Source organism: Pseudomonas sp. YA1 (genome assembly GCF_058680555.1).
In genome coordinates, this window is record NZ_JBZWBG010000016.1 from 98,336 (window position 1) to 117,941 (window position 19,606).

Below are 19,606 nucleotides of genomic sequence, written 5' to 3' on the forward strand. Positions count from 1 at the left end.
GGTCGGACTCCCTGCCCTCGTCCGTCGAAGACGAGGTGCGGCTGGTTCGGTTGATCAGATCAGGGGCGTTACGGAAGGCGCCTGACGCAGGCCCCAGGCCCGCTGGATAAGGATCTCCGCCTCGGCGCCGGTGGCCGCGCCGGAAAACGCCAGCAGGCGGCGGAACTTGTCGGCCAGCTCGTCGCGGCTGAGGGTATTGCCGGGATCGCCCTTGGGTTCGTCGATGGCGGCGGTATGGCGCCGCCCTTCGCGATCCAGTACTTCGACCCGCCCGAGCCAGCGCTGCGGATAGGCGGCGTCGACCTCCGGGTCCAGGCGCATCTCGACCCGCTCGCGGAACGCAGCGACCCGTGGGTCGCTCAGCGCATGCCGATGGAACTCGCCGAGGCCGGCCTTGCCGTACACCGCGATCAGGCCCAGCACGGTGCCCATGGAGAACTTCGCCTGGTGCACGGTCTGCGGCTCGACCACCCGGCCGAGCACGTCGATGGCGCCCTGGTGGACCCGCGCGGTGACCGCGGCGATCTGCGAGTGATCGAGCCCTTCGCGCTGCATCAGCGCCAGCAGCGCGTCGGCCGCGGGATGGGTATGGCGGCACGAGGCGTGGAACTTGAACGAGGTTTCCAGCAACGCCCAGCGGCTGCCGAGGCGATCCACCAGGCGCTCGGGGTCGGCGTCGCTGGACATCCCGGCGGCCATCCCCTGCTCGCCTTCGAGGATGTGTCGCGCGCCGCTCAGGCCGTCGGCGGTGAGATAGGCCGCGAGCAGCCCGTCGGCGGCGGCCTTGGCGGTATGCAACTGCTTGGAATCGGCGGCGTCGCGGAGGAACTCCCAGAGCCCGGCGGCCTGGGTTCCGGCGCTGCCGAGCAGGTCGACGAAGCGCTCGCGGTCGAAGTCCATCAGCTTGCCCACCGCCACTGCCGCGGCGAGAGTGCCGACCGTGGCAGTGGTATGGAACACCCGGTAGTGGGAACGGCCGAGGAATTCGCCGATGCGGATGCCGGCCTCGTAGCCGGCCACCGCCGCGAGGATCAGCTCGGCGCCACTGCGGCCGAGGTCCTGGGCCGCGGCCAGGGCGGCAGGGAAGACCACCGCCGCGGGGTGCAGCACCGAGCTGTTGTGCAGGTCGTCCTGCTCCACCACGTGGGAAGCCGCGCCGTTCACCAGGGCGGCGAAATACGGCGAGCTGCGCCGCCGGCTGGGCAGGATCTGCGCGCTACCGTCGGCCGGGCCCATGCGTTCGGCGTAACGCTCGAACAATGGGATCGGATGCTGGCCCTTGCCGGCCAGCGCCGAGCCGAGCCAGTCGAGGAACAATTCTTCCATCCGCGCCAGCACCGCCGGCGGCAGGTCCTGGTAGCGCAGGCCGGCGAGAAAGCCGGCGAGTTGCTGGGTGTAGTCGGTCATGACCAACGCTCTCTTGTAGTTGTCCCGAGGCACGCGGCCTACAGCGGGTTGCTCAGTTCGATCAGGTTCAGGTCGGGGTCGCGCAGGTACAGCGAGAGGATCGGCCCGCCGGCGCCGGTGCGCTGCACCGGGCCCTCGAGGATTTCCACGGCCTGCTGGCGCAGTTGCTCGGCCACCGCCTCGAGTGGCGTGGCGACGATGAAACAGAGGTCGGCGGACCCTGGCGTAGGTCGCTCGGCCTTGGGTTCGAATTCGCCCCCGGCCTGGTGCAGGTTGATCTTCTGCGCACCGAAGGCGAGGGCCTTGCGACCCGCGCCGAAGGTAACGGCGCGCATGCCCAGCACGCGGGTGTAGAAATCGATGCTGGCGTCGATGTCGCGGACGGTGAGCACCAGGTGGTCGAGACGGTCGATCTGCATGGGCGGCTCCCGCTTCAGAACGAGCGCGGCAGTTCGAGCAGGTGCTCGGCCACGTAGGACAGGATCAGGTTGGTGGAGATCGGCGCCACCTGGTACAGGCGGGTCTCGCGGAACTTGCGCTCGACGTCGTACTCGCAGGCGAAGCCGAAGCCGCCGTGGGTCTGCAGGCAGGCGTTGGCCGCCTCCCAGGAAGCTTTCGCCGCCAGGTACTTGGCCATGTTCGCGCTGGCCCCGGCGTTGAGCCCGGCGTCGTACTCCTGGCAGGCGCGCCAGCGCATCAGGTCGGCGGCCTCCACTTCGATGTGCGCCTCGGCGATGGGGAACTGCACGCCCTGGTTCTGCCCGATCGGCCGGCCGAAGACCACGCGGTCGCGGGCATAGTGGCTGGCCTTGTCGATGAACCAGCGGCCGTCGCCGATGCATTCGGCGGCGATCAGGGTGCGCTCGGCATTGAGGCCGTCGAGGATGTAGCGGAAGCCCTTGCCTTCCTCGCCGATCAGGCTATCGGCGGGGATCTCGAGGTTGTCGAAGAACAGCTCGTTGGTCTCGTGGTTGACCATGTTGGCGATCGGCTGCACGGTCAGGCCCTTGCCGATGGCCTCGCGCAGGTCGACGAGGAAGATCGACATGCCTTCGGACTTGCGCTTCACCTCGGCCAGCGGCGTGGTGCGCGCCAGCAGGATCATCAGGTCGGAGTGCTGGATCCGCGAGATCCACACCTTCTGCCCGTTGATCACATAGCGGTCGCCCTTGCGCACGGCGGTGGTCTTGATCTTGGTGGTATCGGTGCCGGTGGTCGGCTCGGTCACCCCCATCGACTGCAGGCGCAGCTCGCCGCTGGCCAGCTTCGGCAGGTAGAAGCGCTTCTGCGCCTCGCTGCCGTTACGCAGCAGCGTGAACATGTTGTACATCTGCCCGTGCACGGTGCCGGAGTTGCCGCCGCAGCGGTTGACTTCCTCCAGGATCACCGAGGCCTCGGCCAGGCCCAGGCCGGAACCGCCGTACTCCTCCGGGATCATCGCCGAGAGCCAGCCGGCGTCGGTCAGGGCCTTGACGAAGGCCTCGGGAAAACCGCGCTGCTCGTCGATGCGGCGCCAGTAGGCGGCGTCGAATTCGGCGCAGAGGGCACGTACGCCCTCGCGGATCGCGTTCAGCTCTTCGCTGTTCGGATTCATCGGTGACTCCTCGATTCTTGTCGTTGGACGGGCGCTGGGGCCCTTTCAGTCGAATTCCACGTCGCCGCGCTGGGCCAGGCCGGCGCCATTGCCGACCCATACCTCGGCCTTGCCGGCAGCGAGCAGGCGGCCACCGACCTCGAACGGCTCGGGACAGATCAGCGGGCGCAGGCCGCGATAGGCGAAGCGGCGCAGACGCGCCTGCGGATTGGCCCGGCAGAACGCGCGCAGGGCCAGGGTGGCGATCAGCGGACCGTGCACCACCAGGCCCGGATAGCCTTCGGCATCGGTGACATAGGGCCAGTCGTAGTGAATGCGGTGGCCGTTGAAAGTCACCGCCGAGTAGCGGAACAGCAACACCGGATCGGGCTCCAGCGCCTCGCGCCAGTCGCCCTCGGGCAAGGCCTCGGTACCGCCGAGCTTGGGCGGGGTCGGTTCGCGGTAGACGATGTCGTGCTCTTCGCTCAGCGCCAGTTGGCCGTCCTGGCGGTAGTCGTGGCGCAGGGTGACGAACAGCAGCGCACCGCTGCGACCGTGCTTCTCCTCGACCCGGAGGATGGTCGAGGTGCGGCTGGCCTCGCCGCCGACCCGCAGCGGCTGGTGGAACTCCAGGCGCCCGCCGGCCCACATGCGGTTGCGATCGTCCGCCGGCGGCAGGAAACCGCCGCGCGCCGGGTGGCCGTCGACGCCGAGGCCGGCGGCCTCCACCGGGTCCTGGAAGAACGCCCAGTGCCAGAGCGGCGGCAGCGCTTCGCCGTGGGCCGGGGTCGGCTCGCCGAAGGTGGCGGCGATGCGCTTGACCAGGTTGCGGCTCAATTGATCGTGGGTTTCTTCCTGGCGACCGATCCAGGGGGCGAAAGCGGACTCACTCATGCGTGGCTTCCCATGACCTAGGGGGTGATGGGAGGAGAATGATAGGATGCTAGCGTTTTGAGAATTTGCAATTACGCAATGGCGCGTTCGGATTTGCCGAACGCCATGGAGTGCCCATGCATTTCGATCTCGCCGACCTGCGCCTGTTCATCCATATCGCCGAGTCGCCCAGCCTGACCCAGGGCGCGCGCCGCGCCTTCCTTTCCCCGGCCGCCGCCAGCGCACGGGTCAAGGCGCTCGAAGGCCAGCTCGGCAGCCGCCTGCTGTACCGCGACAGCCGCGGCGTCGAACTGACCCCGGCGGGCCAGCGCCTGCTACAGCACGCGCGGCTGATCATGCGCCAGGTGGAATACCTGAAGAGCGAGTTCACCGAGTACGGCAGCGACGCCGCCGGGCATATCCGCATCTTCGCCAATACCACCGCGGTCACCGAATTCCTTCCGGAAATCCTCGCCGGCTTCCTTGCCGCTCGTCCCGGCGTCACCGTCGACCTGCAGGAACGCCTCAGCCGCGACATTGTCCGCGGCGTGCTGGACGGCTCCACCGACCTCGGCATCATCGCCGGGCCGGTGGCAGCCAGTGGCCTGCAGATCCTGCATTTCAGCACCGACCGCCTGGTGATGGCGGTGCCCCAGGGCCATCCGCTGGCCGGACAGGCCAAGGTACGCCTGCGCGACACCCTGCAGTTCCAGCATATCGGCCTGCCCGAGGGCACCACCCTGCACGCCTTCCTGTACGAACGGGTGGAGCAGATGGGCGAGCAGCTATCGCTGCGCATCCAGGTCTCCAGCTTCGAGGCGATCTGCCGGATGATCGAGGGCGGCGTCGGTATCGGCGTGATCCCGCAGTCCGCCGCGCGCCGCCACAGCCGGACGATGAAGCTGGCGACCATCGAACTCGACGAGCCCTGGGCGATCCGCGAGCGCAGCCTGCTGGTACGCGACCTGGAAGCACTGCCGAGTTGCCTGCGGGCGTTGATCGAGGAGTTGCAGAGGGTGGGAGACAGCCTGTAGGGGGCCGCCCACCACTCCCGCTCAGTTCGCCAACCCACCGCTCTCCGCCAGGCTGCGCTCGTCCGCGGCGAGCATCGCCGGCATGTGCTCGCGGAGGAACTCGACCCAGGTGCGGATCTTCGCATCCAGGTACTGCCGCGAGGGGTAGAGGGCGTAGACGTTGAGATGGAACAGGCTATAGCGCGGCAACACCCGCACCAGGCTGCCGTCCTTCAGGCCGTTGACCGCCGCGTACACCGGCAGCGCGCCGATACCCATGCCGGAGACCACCGCCTCGGTCATGGCGTCGGCGGTGTTGACCTGGAAATGCGTCTGGTTGATGCAGGCCAGTTCCTGGCCGTCGGGACCGTCGAACAGCCAGCGGTCCAGCGACATCACCGAGTTCACCAGGCGCAGGCAACGGTGCGCGGACAGCTCCGCCGGCAGCTTGGGGAAGCCGTGCGCGGCAATGTAGCCCGGCGAGGCGCAGAGGATGCTGTAGGTCTGGCCGATGCACTTGGAGACGAAACCGGAGTCCGGCAGTTCGGGGGCTATCACCACGGAAATGTCGTAGCCCTCGTCGAGAATGTCGGTGATCCGGTTGGCCAGGGTCAGGTCGAAGCCAACCTCCGGGTAGGTCTCGCAATATTGCGAGATGGCCTTGATCAGGTAGTGCTGGCCGATGCCGGTCATCGCGTGGACCTTCAGCGTGCCCGACGGCCGCGCATGGGCGTCGCCCGCCTCGGCCTCGGCCTCCTCGATGTAGGCGAGTATCTGCTGGGCGCGCATCAGGTAGCGCTGCCCGGCTTCGGTCAGCGCGATGCGCCGGGTGGTGCGATGCAGCAGGCGGGTCTGCAGGTGGGCCTCCAGCTTGGCCACCGCACGGGAGACATAGGCGGTCGTCAGGTCCAGGCGCTGGGCGGCGGCAGTGAAACTGCCGGTCTCCGCGACGCTGACGAACGCGCGCATATTGAACAGGATATCCATCACGGCCCTCTAGGCTCTGACGCTTATGGCGCGTCTCTTTTCCACGCAACCCGGAGGACACCCCAAGGCGGCGCAGATTCTGTCATGAGTCAACCCACCTATTATTGCCTTTTGTGACAAAAATTTTTCACCTATCCGAGCTCTTATCCGCAAGCGCCGGCGCTCCTAGAATTCCCAGCCGTTTCGGCCTCCCCTCGCCGTCGTTCAGGATTCGCAGCAGTGCCCCGCGCCACCCGGAAAGGTCTCCCCCTGGTTCCACCGGCTACCCTCGCGTTCTTTCCCAGCCCCGACGAATTGCGCCGCGCCCTGCTCGAATGGGCGCGTAGCGACGGCGTCGCCTGGGTCTTCGTATTCAAGGCCCTGCTCACCGCCAGCCTCGCCCTGTGGCTGGCCTATCGCCTGGAGCTGCCGCAGCCGAGTACGGTGCTGGTGACGGTCTTCATCGTCATGCAGACGCAGAGCGGGCAGGTCCTGGCCAAGAGCTTCTACCGCATCGTCGGAACCCTGATCGGCCTCAGCGTGATGGTCACCCTGATCGCCCTGTTCGCCCAGGAGCGCGTGCTGTTCCTCGCCTGCCTGGCGCTCTGGGTCGGCCTGTGCACCGCCGGCGCCGCGCGCTACCGCGATTTCCGCGGCTACGCCTGCGTACTCGCCGGCTACACCGCGACCATGATCGGGATTCCCGCCACCGCGCACCCGGAAGGCGCCTTCATGGCGGCGCTGTGGCGGGTCCTGGAAATATCCCTGGGCATCCTCTGCACCGGTACCGTCAGCGCCATCTTCCTGCCGCAGACCAGCGGCGCCGCCCTGCGCAACACACTCTACGGGCGCTTCCGCGACTTCGCCGGGTTCGCCGCCGAAGGCCTGCAGGGCAGCCTCGACGGCGAGCGCTTCGGCGAGCTCAGCGCGCGCTTCGTCGCCCAGTCCGTGGGCCTGGAAAACCTGCGCAGCGCCACTACTTTCGAAGATCCGCACATGCGCCTGCGCAGCGGCCGGCTGATTCGCCTGAACAACGAATTCATGGTCATGACCAGTCGCTTCCACGGCCTCCACCGCCTGCTCGAACGCCTGCGCGGGCGCGGGGCGCAGAATGTCCTGGAGGTCCTGGCGCCCTGCCTGGCGGAGCTTGCCGGGCTGCTCGCGCCGATTCGCGAACGGACGCCCACCGACGCCGACGCCGCGCGCCTGGCCGAACGCATCGAGGCCTACAAGCCGGAACTGATGCAGAACATCCGCCAGGCCCGCCAGCGCCTGGTGGAGCAGCGCCCCGGCGAGAACGACCTGCTGGATTTCAACACCGCCGCCGAACTGGCCTTCCGTTTCACCGACGACCTGCACAACTACGCCCTGACCCACGCTTCCCTGGCCGAACACCACCATGCCCGCGAGCAATGGAAGGAAAGCTTCGTCGCCCGCGCCAACCCGGTCGCCGCGCTGGTCGCCGGAGCGCGCAGCGCGCTGATGATCGGCCTGCTCGGCACGTTCTGGATCCAGACCTCCTGGCCCCACGGCGGCACCTTCGCCCTCACCGCGGTACTGATCTCGGCGCTCTCCTCGACCTCGCCGAATCCCGGCCGGTTGTCGCTGCAACTCACCCTCGGGACCCTCGCCGGGGCCTGCACCGGGCTGTTCGTGCTGCTCTACCTGCTACCCCACGTGGACGGTTTCCCGATGCTGCTCTGCTGCCTGCTGCCGGTCTTCGCGGTCGGCGCCCTGCTGCTCTGGCGGCCGCAGTGGAACGGCTACGGCGTCGGCCTGCTGGTGTGGTTCTGCTTCGCCTCGCTGCCGGCCAACATGGCGCGCTACGACGCCCTGGCCTTCTTCAACGAATACCTGGCACTACTCTTGTCGATGGTCCTCGCCACGGTCGCCGCCAGGGTGATCCTGCCGCCGAACCGGCCGTGGATGTGGAAGCGCCTGGAGCACGACCTGCGCGAGCGGGTAGTGTTCGCCATCAGCGGCAAGAGCAAGGGCCTGGTCTCCGGTTTCGAAAGCGGCACCCGCGACCTGCTGAACCAGGCCTACACCTTCTCCGCCGGCCGCCCGGACGTGCAGCGCCGGTTGCTCGGCTGGATGTTCCTGGTGCTGGAGGTCGGCCAGGCGATCATCGAGCTGCGCCTCGAACAGCAACGCCTGCCCCAGGAGCCCTGCTACGCCGAACGCACCGCCTGGCGCCGGGCGATCCGCCTGATGGGCCGGGCGCTGATCCGGCTGTTCCTGCAACCCGGGCCGAGCAACCGTCAGCGCGCCCTGCACGCGGTGAACCAGGCGATTATGGCGGTACGGGCGGCGCCGGAGCCGCGCGCACCGCAGTTCGATACCTCGCCGCTGCGACGGGTGCTCAGCTACCTGCACTTCATTCGCAGCGCCCTGCTCGACCCGCAATCGCCCCTGGGCCAGGAAAGAAACCCGTGAGCCGGTCGAAAAGCCGCGGCGCAGAAGGCCACAGGGATATTGTTACCGATCCGTACAAGGTTCTTGTCTTGACTGAGTCTATATGTCGCAGCCTATCCCAACTTAAAATAAACCCAACAGCCGAAGTTAACTCCCGTTGAACTTCGACTCCGCAACTTGATTGCAGACTTACTTACCCAGCCTTGTTTATCGAGTTGCACCGGTGACCTGTCCGCCTGTCTTCCGACGGCAGATCGTACCCACTCAGAAACTACTCAGGTAAATAGTAATGAAGGCTTTCGCCCTGATGGCCCTGTTCGCCTGCTCGCCGCTGGTGATGGCGGTTGGCGCCCAGGATCAACCTGCCAGCCAGCAGGAAAACGCTGTTGAAGAATATGCCTATGGCATGCAACTGGATGTGGCTCGCGTTATATCTTCAACCGACACTTCCAATGCGTGCGGCATCGTTCCCGCACGCATGACCTACGAAGATTCGAACGGGCAGAAACATACCGTCGAATATCAGGTCTGGGGCAACGGCTGCACTGGCGGCTAAACTCTCCTCGACCTCCGGGTCGACCTCCGAAGGATCGCGCCACGAGGGGCAGCTCGCCCATCCGGCGCGATCATTGTGTACTCGGCGGCGACAATCCCGCCCCTCGGCGAACATCCTGGCCGTCTTCCCCGCGCCTCACCGCGCTGGCGCCCTTCCACAGGGGCCGACGCCTCCGCCGTTTCTTTCCCAGCCTGCAACAAACCGGCAAGCATGCCGCTCAGCCCTCGCCTTGCCCCACGCCATGCTGGCGCAGCTTGTTCGCCGCCGTGGTATGCGAAACGCCGAGGCGCTTGCCCAACTGGCGGCTGCTCGGATGCTCGCGGAACAGGCGCTCCAGCACCGCCTTCTCGAAGCGCCCGACGATGGCGTCAAGGTCTCCTTCCAGGGAAAAATCCCCCAGCGGCTGCGGTGCGCCGTAGTCCGGCAGGCGGATGTGCTCGGCCTTGACCGTTCCCCCTTCGCACAGCGAAACCGCCTGGAACAGCACGTTTTCCAATTGCCGCACGTTGCCCGGCCAGTGGTAGCGTTCGAGACGTTCCAGCGCCTGCGCGGAAAGCTTCGGCAGGCCGCAGCCGATCTGCCGGCTGGCCTGGTCGAGGAAATGCTCGGCGAGCGGCGCCAGGCCATCCAGGCACTCGCGCAGCGGCGGGATGTGCAGCGAGAGCACATTGAGACGGTGATAGAGGTCCTGGCGGAATTCGCCCTTGGCGCAGAGTTCGGACAGGTCTACCTGGGTGGCGCAGATCACCCGCACGTCCAGGTACACCTCCTCGTCGCTGCCGACCCGGCGGAAACAGCCGTCCTGCAGGAAGCGCAACAGCTTGGCCTGCAGGCGCGGGCTCATCTCGCCGACGCCGTCGAGGAACAGCGTACCGCCGGCGGTAAGCTCCAGCAGGCCGAGCTTGCCTTCCGGACGGGCGCCCTCGAAGGCTCCCGGACCATAGCCGAACAGCTCGGTCTCGGCCATGGATTCCGGCAGGCCGGCGCAGTTCAACGCCATGAACGGCGACTGCCCGCGCGGGCTGGCCAGGTGGCAGGCGCGCGCCAGCAGCTCCTTGCCGGTGCCGGTCTCGCCCTCGATCAGCAGCGGCGCGTCCAGCGGCGCCATGCGCCGCGCCTCGCGGACCACCGCGGCCATTACCCGCGAACTCTGGAAGATACTGTCGAAGCCACGCAGCTCCTGCTTGCGCACATGGTAGATGCGCTCGCCGACGCGATCCGCGCGATGCAGGGTCAGCACCGCTCCAGCCAGCGCCTCGCTCTCGTCGTGCTCGGATTGCAGCGGCGCGATGTCGGCGAGGAACACGTCGCCCTTCACCTTGACCCGCAGCCCGTTGATCCGCGCCTTGTTGGCGCGCACCAGTTCGGGCAGGTCGAGGTCCTCGACATAGCGCGACAGCGGAATCCCCGGCACCTCGTCGACGCGCACGCCGAGCAACTGCGCGGCGGCACGGTTGGCGGCGACGATCTGCCCGCCCATGTCCACCGAGAGCACCGGGAAGTCCAGGGCGGCGAGCAGCGCGTTGAGTTCCAGGTGCCGGCGCTCGCTGGGCATCAGGCCGACGCGCTTGACCCCGAAGACCCCCGGCACCGCCTCCAGCTTGGGCCGCAGCGACTGCAACTGGAGGTTGATCATGTTCGGACAGAGCAGGTAGATGGCGTTGCCCTGGTCGCCGCCGACTTCGCCGCGATTGACGTTGATGCCGTAGTCGACCAGCAGGTTGAGGATGTCGCGGAGGATGCCTACACGGTTCTGGCAGTGCACTTTGATACGCATGGCGTGGCCCGGTGTTGTCGTTCTGATGGGCTCGCGGCCGGTTTTTTTAACTCCCGGCCGGAAATTTCCGTCAAGAATATGTGACAGTTAGACTCACCAGCAAGAATGCCTGGCCCAATGAACAGGCGACCCAGGCCAATTCGTAAGGAAAACTTTACGAAAACGCCGATTCATCCCCGTTGCCCGGTCCCTATCCGGGGCTGCACGGACCGTCCCGACGCGGTATCGATAAGGCAACGACAACAACAAAGACCCCGCGGCCACAAGCCGCTCATGGAGTCCGTATGAAAACGACGCAGTACGTGGCCCGCCAGCCCGACGACAACGGTTTCATCCACTATCCGGAAACCGAGCACCAGGTCTGGAATACCCTGATCACCCGGCAATTGAAGGTGATCGAAGGCCGCGCCTGTCAGGAATACCTCGACGGCATCGAACAGCTCGGCCTGCCCCACGAGCGGATCCCCCAGCTCGACGAGATCAACAGGGTTCTCCAGGCCACCACCGGCTGGCGCGTGGCGCGGGTTCCGGCACTGATTCCGTTCCAGACCTTCTTCGAACTGCTGGCCAGCCAGCAATTCCCCGTCGCCACCTTCATCCGCACCCCGGAAGAACTGGACTACCTGCAGGAGCCGGACATCTTCCACGAGATCTTCGGCCACTGCCCCCTGCTGACCAACCCCTGGTTCGCCGAGTTCACCCATACCTACGGCAAGCTGGGCCTCAAGGCGAGCAAGGAGGAACGCGTGTTCCTCGCCCGCCTGTACTGGATGACCATCGAGTTCGGCCTGGTCGAGACCGACCAGGGCAAGCGCATCTACGGCGGCGGCATCCTCTCCTCGCCGAAGGAGACCGTCTACTGCCTCTCCGACGAGCCGCTGCACCAGGCCTTCAATCCGCTGGAGGCGATGCGCACGCCCTACCGCATCGACATCCTGCAACCGCTCTATTTCGTCCTGCCCGACCTCAAGCGCCTGTTCCAACTGGCCCAGGAAGACATCATGGCACTGGTCCACGAGGCCATGCGCCTGGGCCTGCACGCGCCGCTGTTCCCGCCCAAGCAGGCGGCCTGACGAGAATCGCCGCCGCCGCGGCTGACCCCGCGGCGGCCTTGTACTATGGTGGACGGGTCCGGCCCGTCCGCCGCTCCCACATGCGACAACCAAGGACTCCCACCATGACCGCACTCACCCAAGCCCATTGCGAAGCCTGCCGCGCCGACGCCCCGCACGTCAGCGACGAAGAACTGCCCGTGCTGCTGCGGCAGATCCCGGATTGGAACATCGAAGTCCGCGACGGCATCATGCAGCTGGAGAAGGTCTACCTGTTCAAGAACTTCAAGCACGCCCTGGCCTTCACCAATGCCGTCGGCGAGATATCCGAGGCCGAAGGCCACCATCCGGGCCTGCTGACCGAGTGGGGCAAAGTCACCGTGACCTGGTGGAGCCACTCGATCAAGGGCCTGCACCGCAACGACTTCATCATGGCGGCGCGCACCGACGAGGTAGCGAAAACCGCCGAGGGGCGCAAATGAGTCATTTCGCCAAGGTCGCCCGCGTACCGGGCGACCCGATCCTGGGCCTGCTCGACGCCTACCGCAACGATCCGCGCGCGGACAAGCTGGACCTCGGCGTCGGTGTCTACAAGGATGCCCAGGGCCTGACCCCGATCCTGCGCTCGGTGAAACTCGCCGAGCAGCGCCTGGTCGAGCAGGAAACCACCAAGAGCTACGTCGGCGGCCACGGCGATGCGCTGTTCGCCGCGCGCCTGGCGGAACTGGCGCTCGGCGCCGCCTCGCCGCTGTTGCTGGAGCAACGCGCCGACGCTACCCAGACGCCCGGCGGCACCGGCGCCTTGCGCCTGGCTGGCGACTTCATCGCCCATTGCCTGCCCGGCCGCGGCATCTGGCTGAGCGACCCGACCTGGCCGATCCACGAGACGCTGTTCGCCGCCGCCGGCCTGAAGGTTTCCCACTACCCCTACGTCGGCGCCGACAACCGCCTGGATGTCGAGGCGATGCTTGCTGGCCTGGAGCGCATTCCCCAGGGAGACGTGGTGCTGCTGCATGCCTGCTGCCACAACCCGACCGGTTTCGACCTGAGCCACGACGACTGGCGCAGGGTGCTCGACGTGGTGCGTCGCCGCGAGCTGCTGCCGCTGATCGACTTCGCCTACCAGGGCTTCGGCGACGGTCTCGAGGAAGACGCCTGGGCGGTACGCCTGTTCGCCGGCGAACTGCCGGAGGTGCTGGTCACCAGTTCCTGCTCGAAGAACTTCGGCCTGTACCGCGACCGCGTCGGCGCGCTGATCGTCTGCGCGCAGAACGCCGAGAAGCTCACCGATGTGCGTAGCCAACTGGCCTTCCTCGCCCGCAACCTCTGGTCGACCCCGCCGGCGCATGGCGCCGAGGTGGTCGCGGCGATCCTCGGCGACAGCGAGTTGAAGGGACTCTGGCAGGAAGAGGTCGAAGGCATGCGCTCGCGCATCGCCAGCCTGCGCATCGGCCTGGTCGAAGCCCTGGCGCCGCACGGCCTGGCCGAGCGCTTCGCCCATGTCGGCGCGCAACGCGGGATGTTTTCCTATACCGGACTGAGCCCGCAGCAGGTCGCTCGGCTGCGCGACGAGCACGCCGTTTACCTGGTCTCCAGCGGCCGGGCCAACGTCGCCGGTCTCGACGCGCGCCGCCTCGACCGCCTGGCGCAAGCCATCGCCCAGGTCTGCGCGGACTGACCCCTCACGGTTACCCTGAGCCGGCTGTGATGGCCGGCTTTTTTTCGCCCCTGCGAATGCCGCGCACTCCCGCCGAGGTGGCGGATAACCGCGTTGCGGTTATTCGCCCTACCGCACCACGACCTTGTGGGCGTAGGGCGAATAACGCCACAGGCGTTATCCGCCGAACCTCTCCGAACCGGGCCAGCCATAAGTCAGCACTTTCAAAGCCCTACGTGCTTTTCCTACAAAAGAGCATAAAATGCTCAATTATGGGCACCAGTTCACACTGCGCCCCACGGCCCCCACTTTCTCGTCTTAGTGAGCAACGCACGTGAGAAACCGTCTCCTGTCACTGGTCACCCTGTTCCTGTCCCTCAGCGTTGCCACCGCGGTATCCGCCTCCCCGCCGCCCAAGGCCGGGCTGCCGCTGCAACAGGAGCTGGCGTCGGGCAGCGCGCTGGTTACCGACCAGAACACCGGCAAGGTGCTCTACTCGCGCAACCCCGACCTGGTGGTGCCGATCGCCTCGATCACCAAGCTGATGACCGCCATGGTCGTGCTCGACTCGAAACTGCCGCTGGACGAGGTACTGCCGATCGCCATCAGCGAGACCAGCGAAATGCGCGGGGTGTTTTCCCGGGTGCGGGTCGGCAGCCAGATCAGCCGCCGGGACATGCTCCTGCTCGCCCTGATGTCCTCGGAGAACCGCGCCGCCGCCAGCCTCGCGCAGAACTATCCGGGCGGCAAGAACGCCTTCGTCAAGGCGATGAACGCCAAGGCCCACGCCCTCGGAATGAAGAACACCCGCTACGTCGAGCCGACCGGGCTGTCGCTGCACAACGTCTCCACCGCTCGCGACCTCACCCGCCTGCTGGTGGCCAGCCGGCAATACCCGCTGCTCAGCCAGTGGAGCACCACTCCGGAGAAGACCGTGGCCTTCCGCCACCCCAACTACACCCTGGGCTTCCGCAACACCAACCACCTGATCAACAACAAGACCTGGAACATCCAGTTGACCAAGACCGGCTTCACCAACGAAGCAGGTCACTGCCTGGTGATGCGCACCACGATCAACCGCAGCCCGGTCAATCTGGTGGTGCTGGACGCCTTCGGCAAGTACACCCACTTCGCCGACGCCACTCGCCTGCGACGCTGGCTGGAAACCGGCCAGGTCACTGCGATCCCGGCCGCGGCCAAGGCCTATCGCCTGCAACGCGACCGCGAGCGCGGCCTCGGCCAGCCGGTGGCCCAGGCCGTACGCTGATCCGTCGCGAAGACCGGCCGGCTCAGAAATCCACCTTGCCGCGCCCGGCCTTCACCGCGCCGCGCTTGGCCTTGCCGTCCAGCCGGCGCTTCTGCGAGCCGCGCGTAGGCTTGGTCGGGCGCCGCGCCTTCTGCACCTTGGCCACGCTGCGGATCAACTCCGCCAGGCGCTCCAGGGCATCCTCGCGGTTCTGCTCCTGGGTCCGGTACTGCTGGGCCTTGATCACCACCACGCCGTCGCCGCTGATGCGCTGGTCGTTCAGTGCCAGCAGACGCTCCTTGTAGAACGGCGGCAACGACGAGGCCTGGATGTCGAAGCGCAGGTGCACCGCGCTGGAGACCTTGTTGACGTTCTGCCCGCCGGCGCCCTGGGCGCGAATGGCATTCAGCTCGATCTCATGGTCGGGCAGGTGGACGGCATTGGAGATGATCAGCATGGGGCGGCACGGTGGACCAACGGGCTGCCAGCATACCCCCTTTGCCGAGCGGAAAAGCAGGCCAAAAGAAACCCGGCCGCGGCCGGGTTCCTTCATTTCGGCTAAGGCGCCAGGTCGAACTCAACGCTCCTTGCAGGCGACCCCGTCGGTGGGCTCGCCGCCCTTCCAGTCGCCGTAGAGGGTGGCTTCCTCGCCCTTGGTCCACCAGATGTACTGGCCGGCGGCGTACTTGGCGCCGGAGGCGGAAATCACATTGCTGAAGACCAGCGTCGAGTTGTCGCTGACCGGCACCACGGCGAGGCTGTTGTCGCCCTTGTTCAGGTACTGCACGGTGAACTTGCGACCGTTCTCGCACTTGTAGTCGACGCTGCGGGTATCCAGCTTGGCATCCCCCGGCAGGGCCAGGTAATCGACCTGGGCGGTCTGCTTGTCGTCGTCGCTGCCGCCGCAGGCGACCAGGACCACGGGAACGGCAGCCAGAAGCAGCCAGAGCGCTTTTTTCATGGAAATCCCTCTAACGAGAAAAAATGGCGCTGCCACTGTAGGAATTCGGCACCTGCCGCGTCAACGACAGGCGCCCCTAGAAAAAGTCTTGTGGGCCGCCGGGACGCGCAAAGGAGCGCTCCCCTCTCCTCTGCGCGCCGGCGCCCCATCGATCACTCGGCGACCGGCTTCACCCGCAGGCCCGGCATCGGCCGCGGGGCTCCCTTGAGTCGGTAGCAGGCCCACATCACCAGCAGCCAGACCGGGATGGCATAGACCGAGACCTGGATGCCGGGGATCAGCAACATGACGCCGAGGATGAACACCACGAAGGCCATGCACAGGTAGTTGCCGTACGGATACCAGAACGCGCGGAAGTGCGTGCGGGTGCCCTGGCGGTCCATCTGCGCGCGGAACTTCAGGTGCGCCATGCTGATCATCGCCCAGTTGATCACCAGCGCCGCCACCACCAGCGACATCAGCAGCTCCAGCGCCTGGTGCGGGATCACATAGTTCACCACCACCGCGAGGAAGGTCACCAGCGCCGATACCACCAGGGCGCGTACCGGTACGCCGCGCTTGTCGACTCTGGCCAGCGCGCGCGGGGCATCGCCCTGCTCGGCCAGGCCGAGAAGCATGCGGCCGTTGCAATAGGTGCCGCTGTTGTACACCGACAGTGCGGCGGTGAGCACCACGAAGTTCAGCAGGTGCGCGGCGGTGCCGCTGCCGATCATCGAGAAGATCTGCACGAACGGGCTGCCGCTGTAGGCATCGCCGGAAGCGTTGAGGGTCTGCAGCAGGCTGTCCCAGGGCGTCAGCGAGAGCAGCACGACCAGGGCACCGATGTAGAAGATCAGGATGCGATAGATCACCTGGTTGATCGCCTTCGGGATCACCGTCCTCGGCTTGTCCGCCTCGGCCGCGGTGAAGCCGAGCATTTCCAGGCCACCGAAGGAGAACATGATGATCGCCATGGCCATCACCAGGCCGCTCACTCCGTTGGGGAAGAAACCGCCGTGTGCCCAGAGGTTGCTCACCGAAGCCTGCGGACCGCCGCTGCCGCTGAACAGCAGGTAGCAGCCGAGCAGGATCATGCCGATGATCGCCACCACCTTGATGATCGCGAACCAGAACTCGGCTTCGCCGAAGGCCTTGACGTTGGCCAGGTTGATCGCGTTGACGACGACGAAGAACAACGCCGCCGTGGCCCAGGTCGGCACCTCCGGCCACCAGTAGTGGATGTACTTGCCGACCGCGGTCAGTTCCGACATCCCGACCAGGATGTACAGCACCCAGCAGTTCCAGCCGGAGAGGAAGCCGGCGAAGCCGCCCCAGTACTTGTGCGCGAAGTGGCTGAAAGAGCCGGCAACCGGCTCCTCGACGATCATCTCGCCGAGCTGGCGCATGATCATGAAAGCGATGAAGCCGGCGATGGCGTAGCCGAGGATCATCGACGGGCCCGCCGACTTGAGCACCCCGGCCGAGCCGAGGAACAGGCCGGTGCCGATGGCGCCGCCGAGGGCGATCAACTGGATGTGACGATTCTTCAGGCCGCGCTTGAGCTCGCCCGAATGCGGATGTTGGCCGTCCATTGAGTTATCTCACGCAAGTGGAAATTTATTGTTGTCGGAGGCGAAACGGGGCCGTGCGGCTCAGGCGGCAGGCGCACGGCGGGCGCCATGCGGGGCGCGTGGCGGCGGGCGGTCGGCTGGGCGAAGGAAGGACTCACGGATCATGCGTCACCTGTTTGTTGTTGTACGTGACGTGAATGGGCCGCCAGGCTCGTGGCTCGGCGGTGCGGGCAAGGCTGGCGCGATCGGCGCCGCTGGAACGGAAACGCGGAGCGCAAGGAAAACCGCCAGCCCCGGAAGAGGCTGGCGGCAGCGGGATCAGATCACGCCGCGGCGAATCTGATCTTCCTCGATGGACTCGAACAGGGCCTTGAAATTGCCCTCGCCGAAACCCTGGTTGCCCTTGCGCTGGATGATCTCGAAGAAGATCGGGCCGATCACCGTGTCGGTGAAGATCTGCAGCAGGATGCCGTCGTCGCCCGGGGCGCCGTCGATCAGCAGGTTCAGTTCGCGCAGTTGCTCGAGCGGCTCGCCATGCCCGGCGACGCGGGTGTCGACCTTCTCGTAGTAGGTGTCCGGGGTCGACATGAACTCCACGCCGTTGTCGCGCAGCTTGCGCACGGTGGCATAGATGTCGTCGGTGGTCAGGGCGATGTGCTGGATGCCTTCGCCATGGTATTCGCGGATGAATTCCTCGATCTGCGAGGTATCGTCGGCCGATTCGTTGATCGGGATGCGGATCTTCCCGCAAGGTGCGGTCATGGCGCGGGAGAACAGGCCGGTGAGCTTGCCTTCGATGTCGAAGTAGCGAATCTCGCGGAAGTTGGCGATGCGCTCGTAGAAACCGGACCAGACGTCCATCTGGCCGCGCTTGACGTTGTGGGTCAGGTGGTCGATGTAGGTCAGGCCGACCGAGTTGTCGTTGGCGCTGCGGCCTTCGATGAACTCGAAGTCGACGTCATAGATGCTGCGGTCGCCGTAGCGGTCGACGAGATACAGCAGCGATCCGCCGATGCCTTCCAGGCAGGGGATGTTCAGCTCGCCGAAGTTGGCGTGGCTGCCCACCAGCTTGGCACCCTGGGATTCGGCGTAGGCGGCGGCCTGGGAAGCGTTCTTCACCCGGAAGGCCATGGCGCAGGCGCTCGGGCCGTGCTTGAGGGCGAATTCGTGGACATGCCCGGTCGGGCTGCCGTTGAGCACGATGTTGATATCGTTCTGCTGGAACAGGAAGACTTCCTTGGAACGATGCTTGGCGGTTTCGGTGAAGCCCATCATGTTGAACAGCTGGCGCAGCTGCTCGATGCCCTTGGCGTCGGGGGCGGTGAACTCGACGAATTCGAATCCGTCGGTACCGATGGGATTGTGCTGTTCGATCTTGGCCACGGCGTTCATCCGGCCTCCTCGTTGTTCTTGTTGAATGGACCGCCGCCGGTCCAGGCGGCCGGCGACATGGGAGATGCCTTCATCTCACCCCGTGGCGGCGCGGCGGACAAGCCGTCGGCAGGGCCCGGCGCAGGGCCTGGCGCAGGGTTTCTGGCAACTATTCCTTACGCGCCGGCGGCATGCATGGCGAACGCCCGGTCTTCGTAAAATTATCCTTACAGGGCGGAGCGAAAAGCTGCCAGCAGCGCTGTCACGGCTGCGCTGAAAGCCGGCGCTGCATGATCGGCGTCAAGCGGTTAACCTGCGTCTTTACTCCGCGACGGCATTCCCATGGCACGACCCGCCCCACCCGACCTGAGCGACAGCCGCCGGCCCCTGCGCGGCGTCGCCCGCAGCTATCCTGCCGGGCACCGCGTCGATGCCCACGAGCACGCCTGGGGCCAGGTGCTCTATGCGGTGTCCGGGATGATGTGGCTGGAGACGCCCGACGAGGCCCTGCCGGTCCCGCCGCAACGGGCGGTCTGGTTGCCTCCGGGCCTGCGCCATGCGGTGCGGATCGCGTCCGAGTTGCAGATGCGCAACATCTACCTGAGCCCGGAACTCTCCCGCGGCCTGGAGGACCGCACCCTGGTGCTGGTGGTCGGCCCGCTGCTGCGCGAGCTGATCGTCAGCCTGGTGGAGCAGGAACGACAGAGCGACCCCCACTACTATCGGGCGCTGGCCGATCTCGCCGTGCTCGAACTCGGTCGCGCGCGCCGTTCCAGCCTCCGCGTACCGCTGCCGGACGCCTCCGACAGGCGCCTGCTCGCGCTGTGCCAGGCGGTGATGGCCAATCCCTCCCTGGACATCGGCCTGGAGCGCCTGGCCGAAGACGCCGGGGCCAGCGTGCGGACCCTCTCGCGCCTGTTCCAGCGCAGCCTGGGCATGGGCTTCGCCGACTGGCGGCGGCAGGTGCAACTGGCGACCGCCGCCGCCGCACTGATCGATGGCCGTCCGGTGGCAGGCATCGCCCATGCCCTGGGATATACGCCGAGCGCCTTCAGCGACATGTTCCGCCGCGAGCTGGGCGTCTCTCCCACCGAGTACAGGGCCGAGCATCACCAGCCGTTCCAGCCTTGACCGGTATTCGATAGCGATTGGCCGATAGATGTTTTTTCGGCCAACTAGACTGGCACCA

At 66.5% G+C, this 19,606-nt stretch carries 18 protein-coding genes; 8 read left to right on the forward strand and 10 right to left on the reverse strand.

Annotation, left to right across the window (positions count from 1 at the left end; genetic code table 11):
- Positions 1 to 54: 54 nt before the first annotated feature.
- Genes AC4OR5_RS22445 through AC4OR5_RS22460 form a run of 4 tightly spaced genes read right to left on the reverse strand, consistent with a single transcriptional unit; the run spans position 55 to position 3,874 of the window.
- The gene (locus AC4OR5_RS22445) at positions 55 to 1,407 is read right to left on the reverse strand and encodes an MmgE/PrpD family protein (RefSeq protein ID WP_004348281.1); all 1,353 of its coding nucleotides are present in this window, start codon (positions 1,405 to 1,407) and stop codon (positions 55 to 57) included.
- Between the two features lie 38 nt (positions 1,408 to 1,445).
- Positions 1,446 to 1,826: a VOC family protein gene (locus tag AC4OR5_RS22450; protein WP_003085915.1), complete on the reverse strand. Its 381-nt coding sequence runs from the start codon at positions 1,824 to 1,826 to the stop codon at positions 1,446 to 1,448.
- 14 nt (positions 1,827 to 1,840) lie between these two features.
- Positions 1,841 to 3,001, reverse strand: a complete 1,161-nt coding sequence (locus AC4OR5_RS22455; RefSeq protein WP_003085913.1) for an acyl-CoA dehydrogenase family protein — start codon at positions 2,999 to 3,001, stop codon at positions 1,841 to 1,843.
- A 45-nt stretch (positions 3,002 to 3,046) separates the two neighbouring features.
- Positions 3,047 to 3,874, reverse strand: a complete 828-nt coding sequence (locus tag AC4OR5_RS22460) for an HTD2 family dehydratase (protein WP_003085910.1) — start codon at positions 3,872 to 3,874, stop codon at positions 3,047 to 3,049.
- 116 nt (positions 3,875 to 3,990) lie between these two features.
- On the opposite strand from AC4OR5_RS22460, the gene AC4OR5_RS22465 reads away from it, so the two are divergent.
- On the forward strand, positions 3,991 to 4,887 hold the full coding sequence (locus tag AC4OR5_RS22465; protein ID WP_058160025.1) for a LysR family transcriptional regulator: 897 nt from the start codon (positions 3,991 to 3,993) through the stop codon (positions 4,885 to 4,887).
- 21 nt (positions 4,888 to 4,908) lie between these two features.
- Here AC4OR5_RS22465 and AC4OR5_RS22470 read toward each other — a convergent pair whose 3' ends face one another.
- A complete protein-coding gene (locus AC4OR5_RS22470) occupies positions 4,909 to 5,853 on the reverse strand; it encodes a LysR family transcriptional regulator (RefSeq protein WP_003085907.1) in 945 nt (314 codons plus the stop codon).
- Positions 5,854 to 6,072: 219 nt separating this feature from the next.
- On the opposite strand from AC4OR5_RS22470, the gene AC4OR5_RS22475 reads away from it, so the two are divergent.
- Complete coding sequence (locus AC4OR5_RS22475) at positions 6,073 to 8,268, forward strand: FUSC family protein (protein ID WP_009878012.1); 2,196 nt, start codon at positions 6,073 to 6,075, stop codon at positions 8,266 to 8,268.
- A gap of 268 nt (positions 8,269 to 8,536) precedes the next feature.
- Entirely contained in the window at positions 8,537 to 8,803 is a 267-nt protein-coding gene (locus AC4OR5_RS22480; RefSeq protein ID WP_058160024.1) for a DUF2790 domain-containing protein, read from the forward strand.
- Between the two features lie 217 nt (positions 8,804 to 9,020).
- Here the strand turns inward: AC4OR5_RS22480 and AC4OR5_RS22485 are convergent, their stop codons facing one another.
- Positions 9,021 to 10,580 (reverse strand): sigma-54-dependent phenylalanine hydroxylase transcriptional regulator PhhR, encoded by a 1,560-nt coding sequence (locus AC4OR5_RS22485; protein ID WP_003105980.1) that lies wholly within the window; start codon positions 10,578 to 10,580, stop codon positions 9,021 to 9,023.
- A gap of 284 nt (positions 10,581 to 10,864) precedes the next feature.
- Between AC4OR5_RS22485 and phhA the strand changes: the two genes are divergently transcribed.
- The 4 genes from phhA to pbpG all read left to right on the forward strand — a co-directional run bounded on the left by phhA (position 10,865) and on the right by pbpG (position 14,556).
- Positions 10,865 to 11,653: a phenylalanine 4-monooxygenase gene (gene phhA / locus AC4OR5_RS22490; RefSeq protein ID WP_003140840.1), complete on the forward strand. Its 789-nt coding sequence runs from the start codon at positions 10,865 to 10,867 to the stop codon at positions 11,651 to 11,653.
- A 104-nt stretch (positions 11,654 to 11,757) separates the two neighbouring features.
- On the forward strand, positions 11,758 to 12,114 hold the full coding sequence (locus tag AC4OR5_RS22495; RefSeq protein ID WP_003085898.1) for a 4a-hydroxytetrahydrobiopterin dehydratase: 357 nt from the start codon (positions 11,758 to 11,760) through the stop codon (positions 12,112 to 12,114).
- Complete coding sequence (locus AC4OR5_RS22500; RefSeq protein WP_034016428.1) at positions 12,111 to 13,310, forward strand: amino acid aminotransferase; 1,200 nt, start codon at positions 12,111 to 12,113, stop codon at positions 13,308 to 13,310. The genes AC4OR5_RS22495 and AC4OR5_RS22500 overlap by 4 nt, the downstream gene beginning before the upstream one ends.
- A 313-nt stretch (positions 13,311 to 13,623) precedes the next feature.
- Positions 13,624 to 14,556 carry a D-alanyl-D-alanine endopeptidase gene (pbpG, locus tag AC4OR5_RS22505; protein WP_003114239.1) on the forward strand — a complete coding sequence of 311 codons (933 nt, stop codon included), beginning with the start codon at positions 13,624 to 13,626 and terminating at the stop codon, positions 14,554 to 14,556.
- Positions 14,557 to 14,578: 22 nt separating this feature from the next.
- Here pbpG and arfB read toward each other — a convergent pair whose 3' ends face one another.
- The 4 genes from arfB to hppD form a co-directional block, all read right to left on the reverse strand.
- Positions 14,579 to 14,992 (reverse strand): alternative ribosome rescue aminoacyl-tRNA hydrolase ArfB, encoded by a 414-nt coding sequence (gene arfB, locus AC4OR5_RS22510; RefSeq protein ID WP_003105972.1) that lies wholly within the window; start codon positions 14,990 to 14,992, stop codon positions 14,579 to 14,581.
- A gap of 120 nt (positions 14,993 to 15,112) precedes the next feature.
- Complete coding sequence (locus AC4OR5_RS22515) at positions 15,113 to 15,496, reverse strand: lysozyme inhibitor (protein WP_003085889.1); 384 nt, start codon at positions 15,494 to 15,496, stop codon at positions 15,113 to 15,115.
- Between the two features lie 152 nt (positions 15,497 to 15,648).
- Positions 15,649 to 17,067, reverse strand: a complete 1,419-nt coding sequence (locus AC4OR5_RS22520; protein ID WP_058160023.1) for an amino acid permease — start codon at positions 17,065 to 17,067, stop codon at positions 15,649 to 15,651.
- Positions 17,068 to 17,364: 297 nt separating this feature from the next.
- Entirely contained in the window at positions 17,365 to 18,438 is a 1,074-nt protein-coding gene (hppD, locus tag AC4OR5_RS22525; RefSeq protein WP_058160022.1) for a 4-hydroxyphenylpyruvate dioxygenase, read from the reverse strand.
- 321 nt (positions 18,439 to 18,759) lie between these two features.
- Here hppD and AC4OR5_RS22530 point away from each other — a divergent pair, with 321 nt between their 5' ends.
- A complete protein-coding gene (locus AC4OR5_RS22530) occupies positions 18,760 to 19,548 on the forward strand; it encodes an AraC family transcriptional regulator (protein WP_003085876.1) in 789 nt (262 codons plus the stop codon).
- Positions 19,549 to 19,606: the final 58 nt, after the last annotated feature.

Excerpts from the sequence above, each read along its gene's own strand:
- AC4OR5_RS22445 (WP_004348281.1), bottom strand. The coding sequence starts at position 1,407 with ATGACCGACTACACCCAGCAACTCGCCGGCTTTCTCGCCGGCCTGCGC.
- AC4OR5_RS22450 (WP_003085915.1), bottom strand. The coding sequence starts at position 1,826 with ATGCAGATCGACCGTCTCGACCACCTGGTGCTCACCGTCCGCGACATC.
- AC4OR5_RS22455 (WP_003085913.1), bottom strand. The coding sequence starts at position 3,001 with ATGAATCCGAACAGCGAAGAGCTGAACGCGATCCGCGAGGGCGTACGT.
- AC4OR5_RS22460 (WP_003085910.1), bottom strand. The coding sequence starts at position 3,874 with ATGAGTGAGTCCGCTTTCGCCCCCTGGATCGGTCGCCAGGAAGAAACC.
- AC4OR5_RS22465 (WP_058160025.1), top strand. The coding sequence starts at position 3,991 with ATGCATTTCGATCTCGCCGACCTGCGCCTGTTCATCCATATCGCCGAG.
- AC4OR5_RS22470 (WP_003085907.1), bottom strand. The coding sequence starts at position 5,853 with ATGGATATCCTGTTCAATATGCGCGCGTTCGTCAGCGTCGCGGAGACC.
- AC4OR5_RS22480 (WP_058160024.1), top strand. The coding sequence starts at position 8,537 with ATGAAGGCTTTCGCCCTGATGGCCCTGTTCGCCTGCTCGCCGCTGGTG.
- AC4OR5_RS22485 (WP_003105980.1), bottom strand. The coding sequence starts at position 10,580 with ATGCGTATCAAAGTGCACTGCCAGAACCGTGTAGGCATCCTCCGCGAC.
- phhA (WP_003140840.1), top strand. The coding sequence starts at position 10,865 with ATGAAAACGACGCAGTACGTGGCCCGCCAGCCCGACGACAACGGTTTC.
- AC4OR5_RS22495 (WP_003085898.1), top strand. The coding sequence starts at position 11,758 with ATGACCGCACTCACCCAAGCCCATTGCGAAGCCTGCCGCGCCGACGCC.
- AC4OR5_RS22500 (WP_034016428.1), top strand. The coding sequence starts at position 12,111 with ATGAGTCATTTCGCCAAGGTCGCCCGCGTACCGGGCGACCCGATCCTG.
- arfB (WP_003105972.1), bottom strand. The coding sequence starts at position 14,992 with ATGCTGATCATCTCCAATGCCGTCCACCTGCCCGACCATGAGATCGAG.
- AC4OR5_RS22515 (WP_003085889.1), bottom strand. The coding sequence starts at position 15,496 with ATGAAAAAAGCGCTCTGGCTGCTTCTGGCTGCCGTTCCCGTGGTCCTG.
- AC4OR5_RS22520 (WP_058160023.1), bottom strand. The coding sequence starts at position 17,067 with ATGGACGGCCAACATCCGCATTCGGGCGAGCTCAAGCGCGGCCTGAAG.
- hppD (WP_058160022.1), bottom strand. The coding sequence starts at position 18,438 with ATGAACGCCGTGGCCAAGATCGAACAGCACAATCCCATCGGTACCGAC.
- AC4OR5_RS22530 (WP_003085876.1), top strand. The coding sequence starts at position 18,760 with ATGGCACGACCCGCCCCACCCGACCTGAGCGACAGCCGCCGGCCCCTG.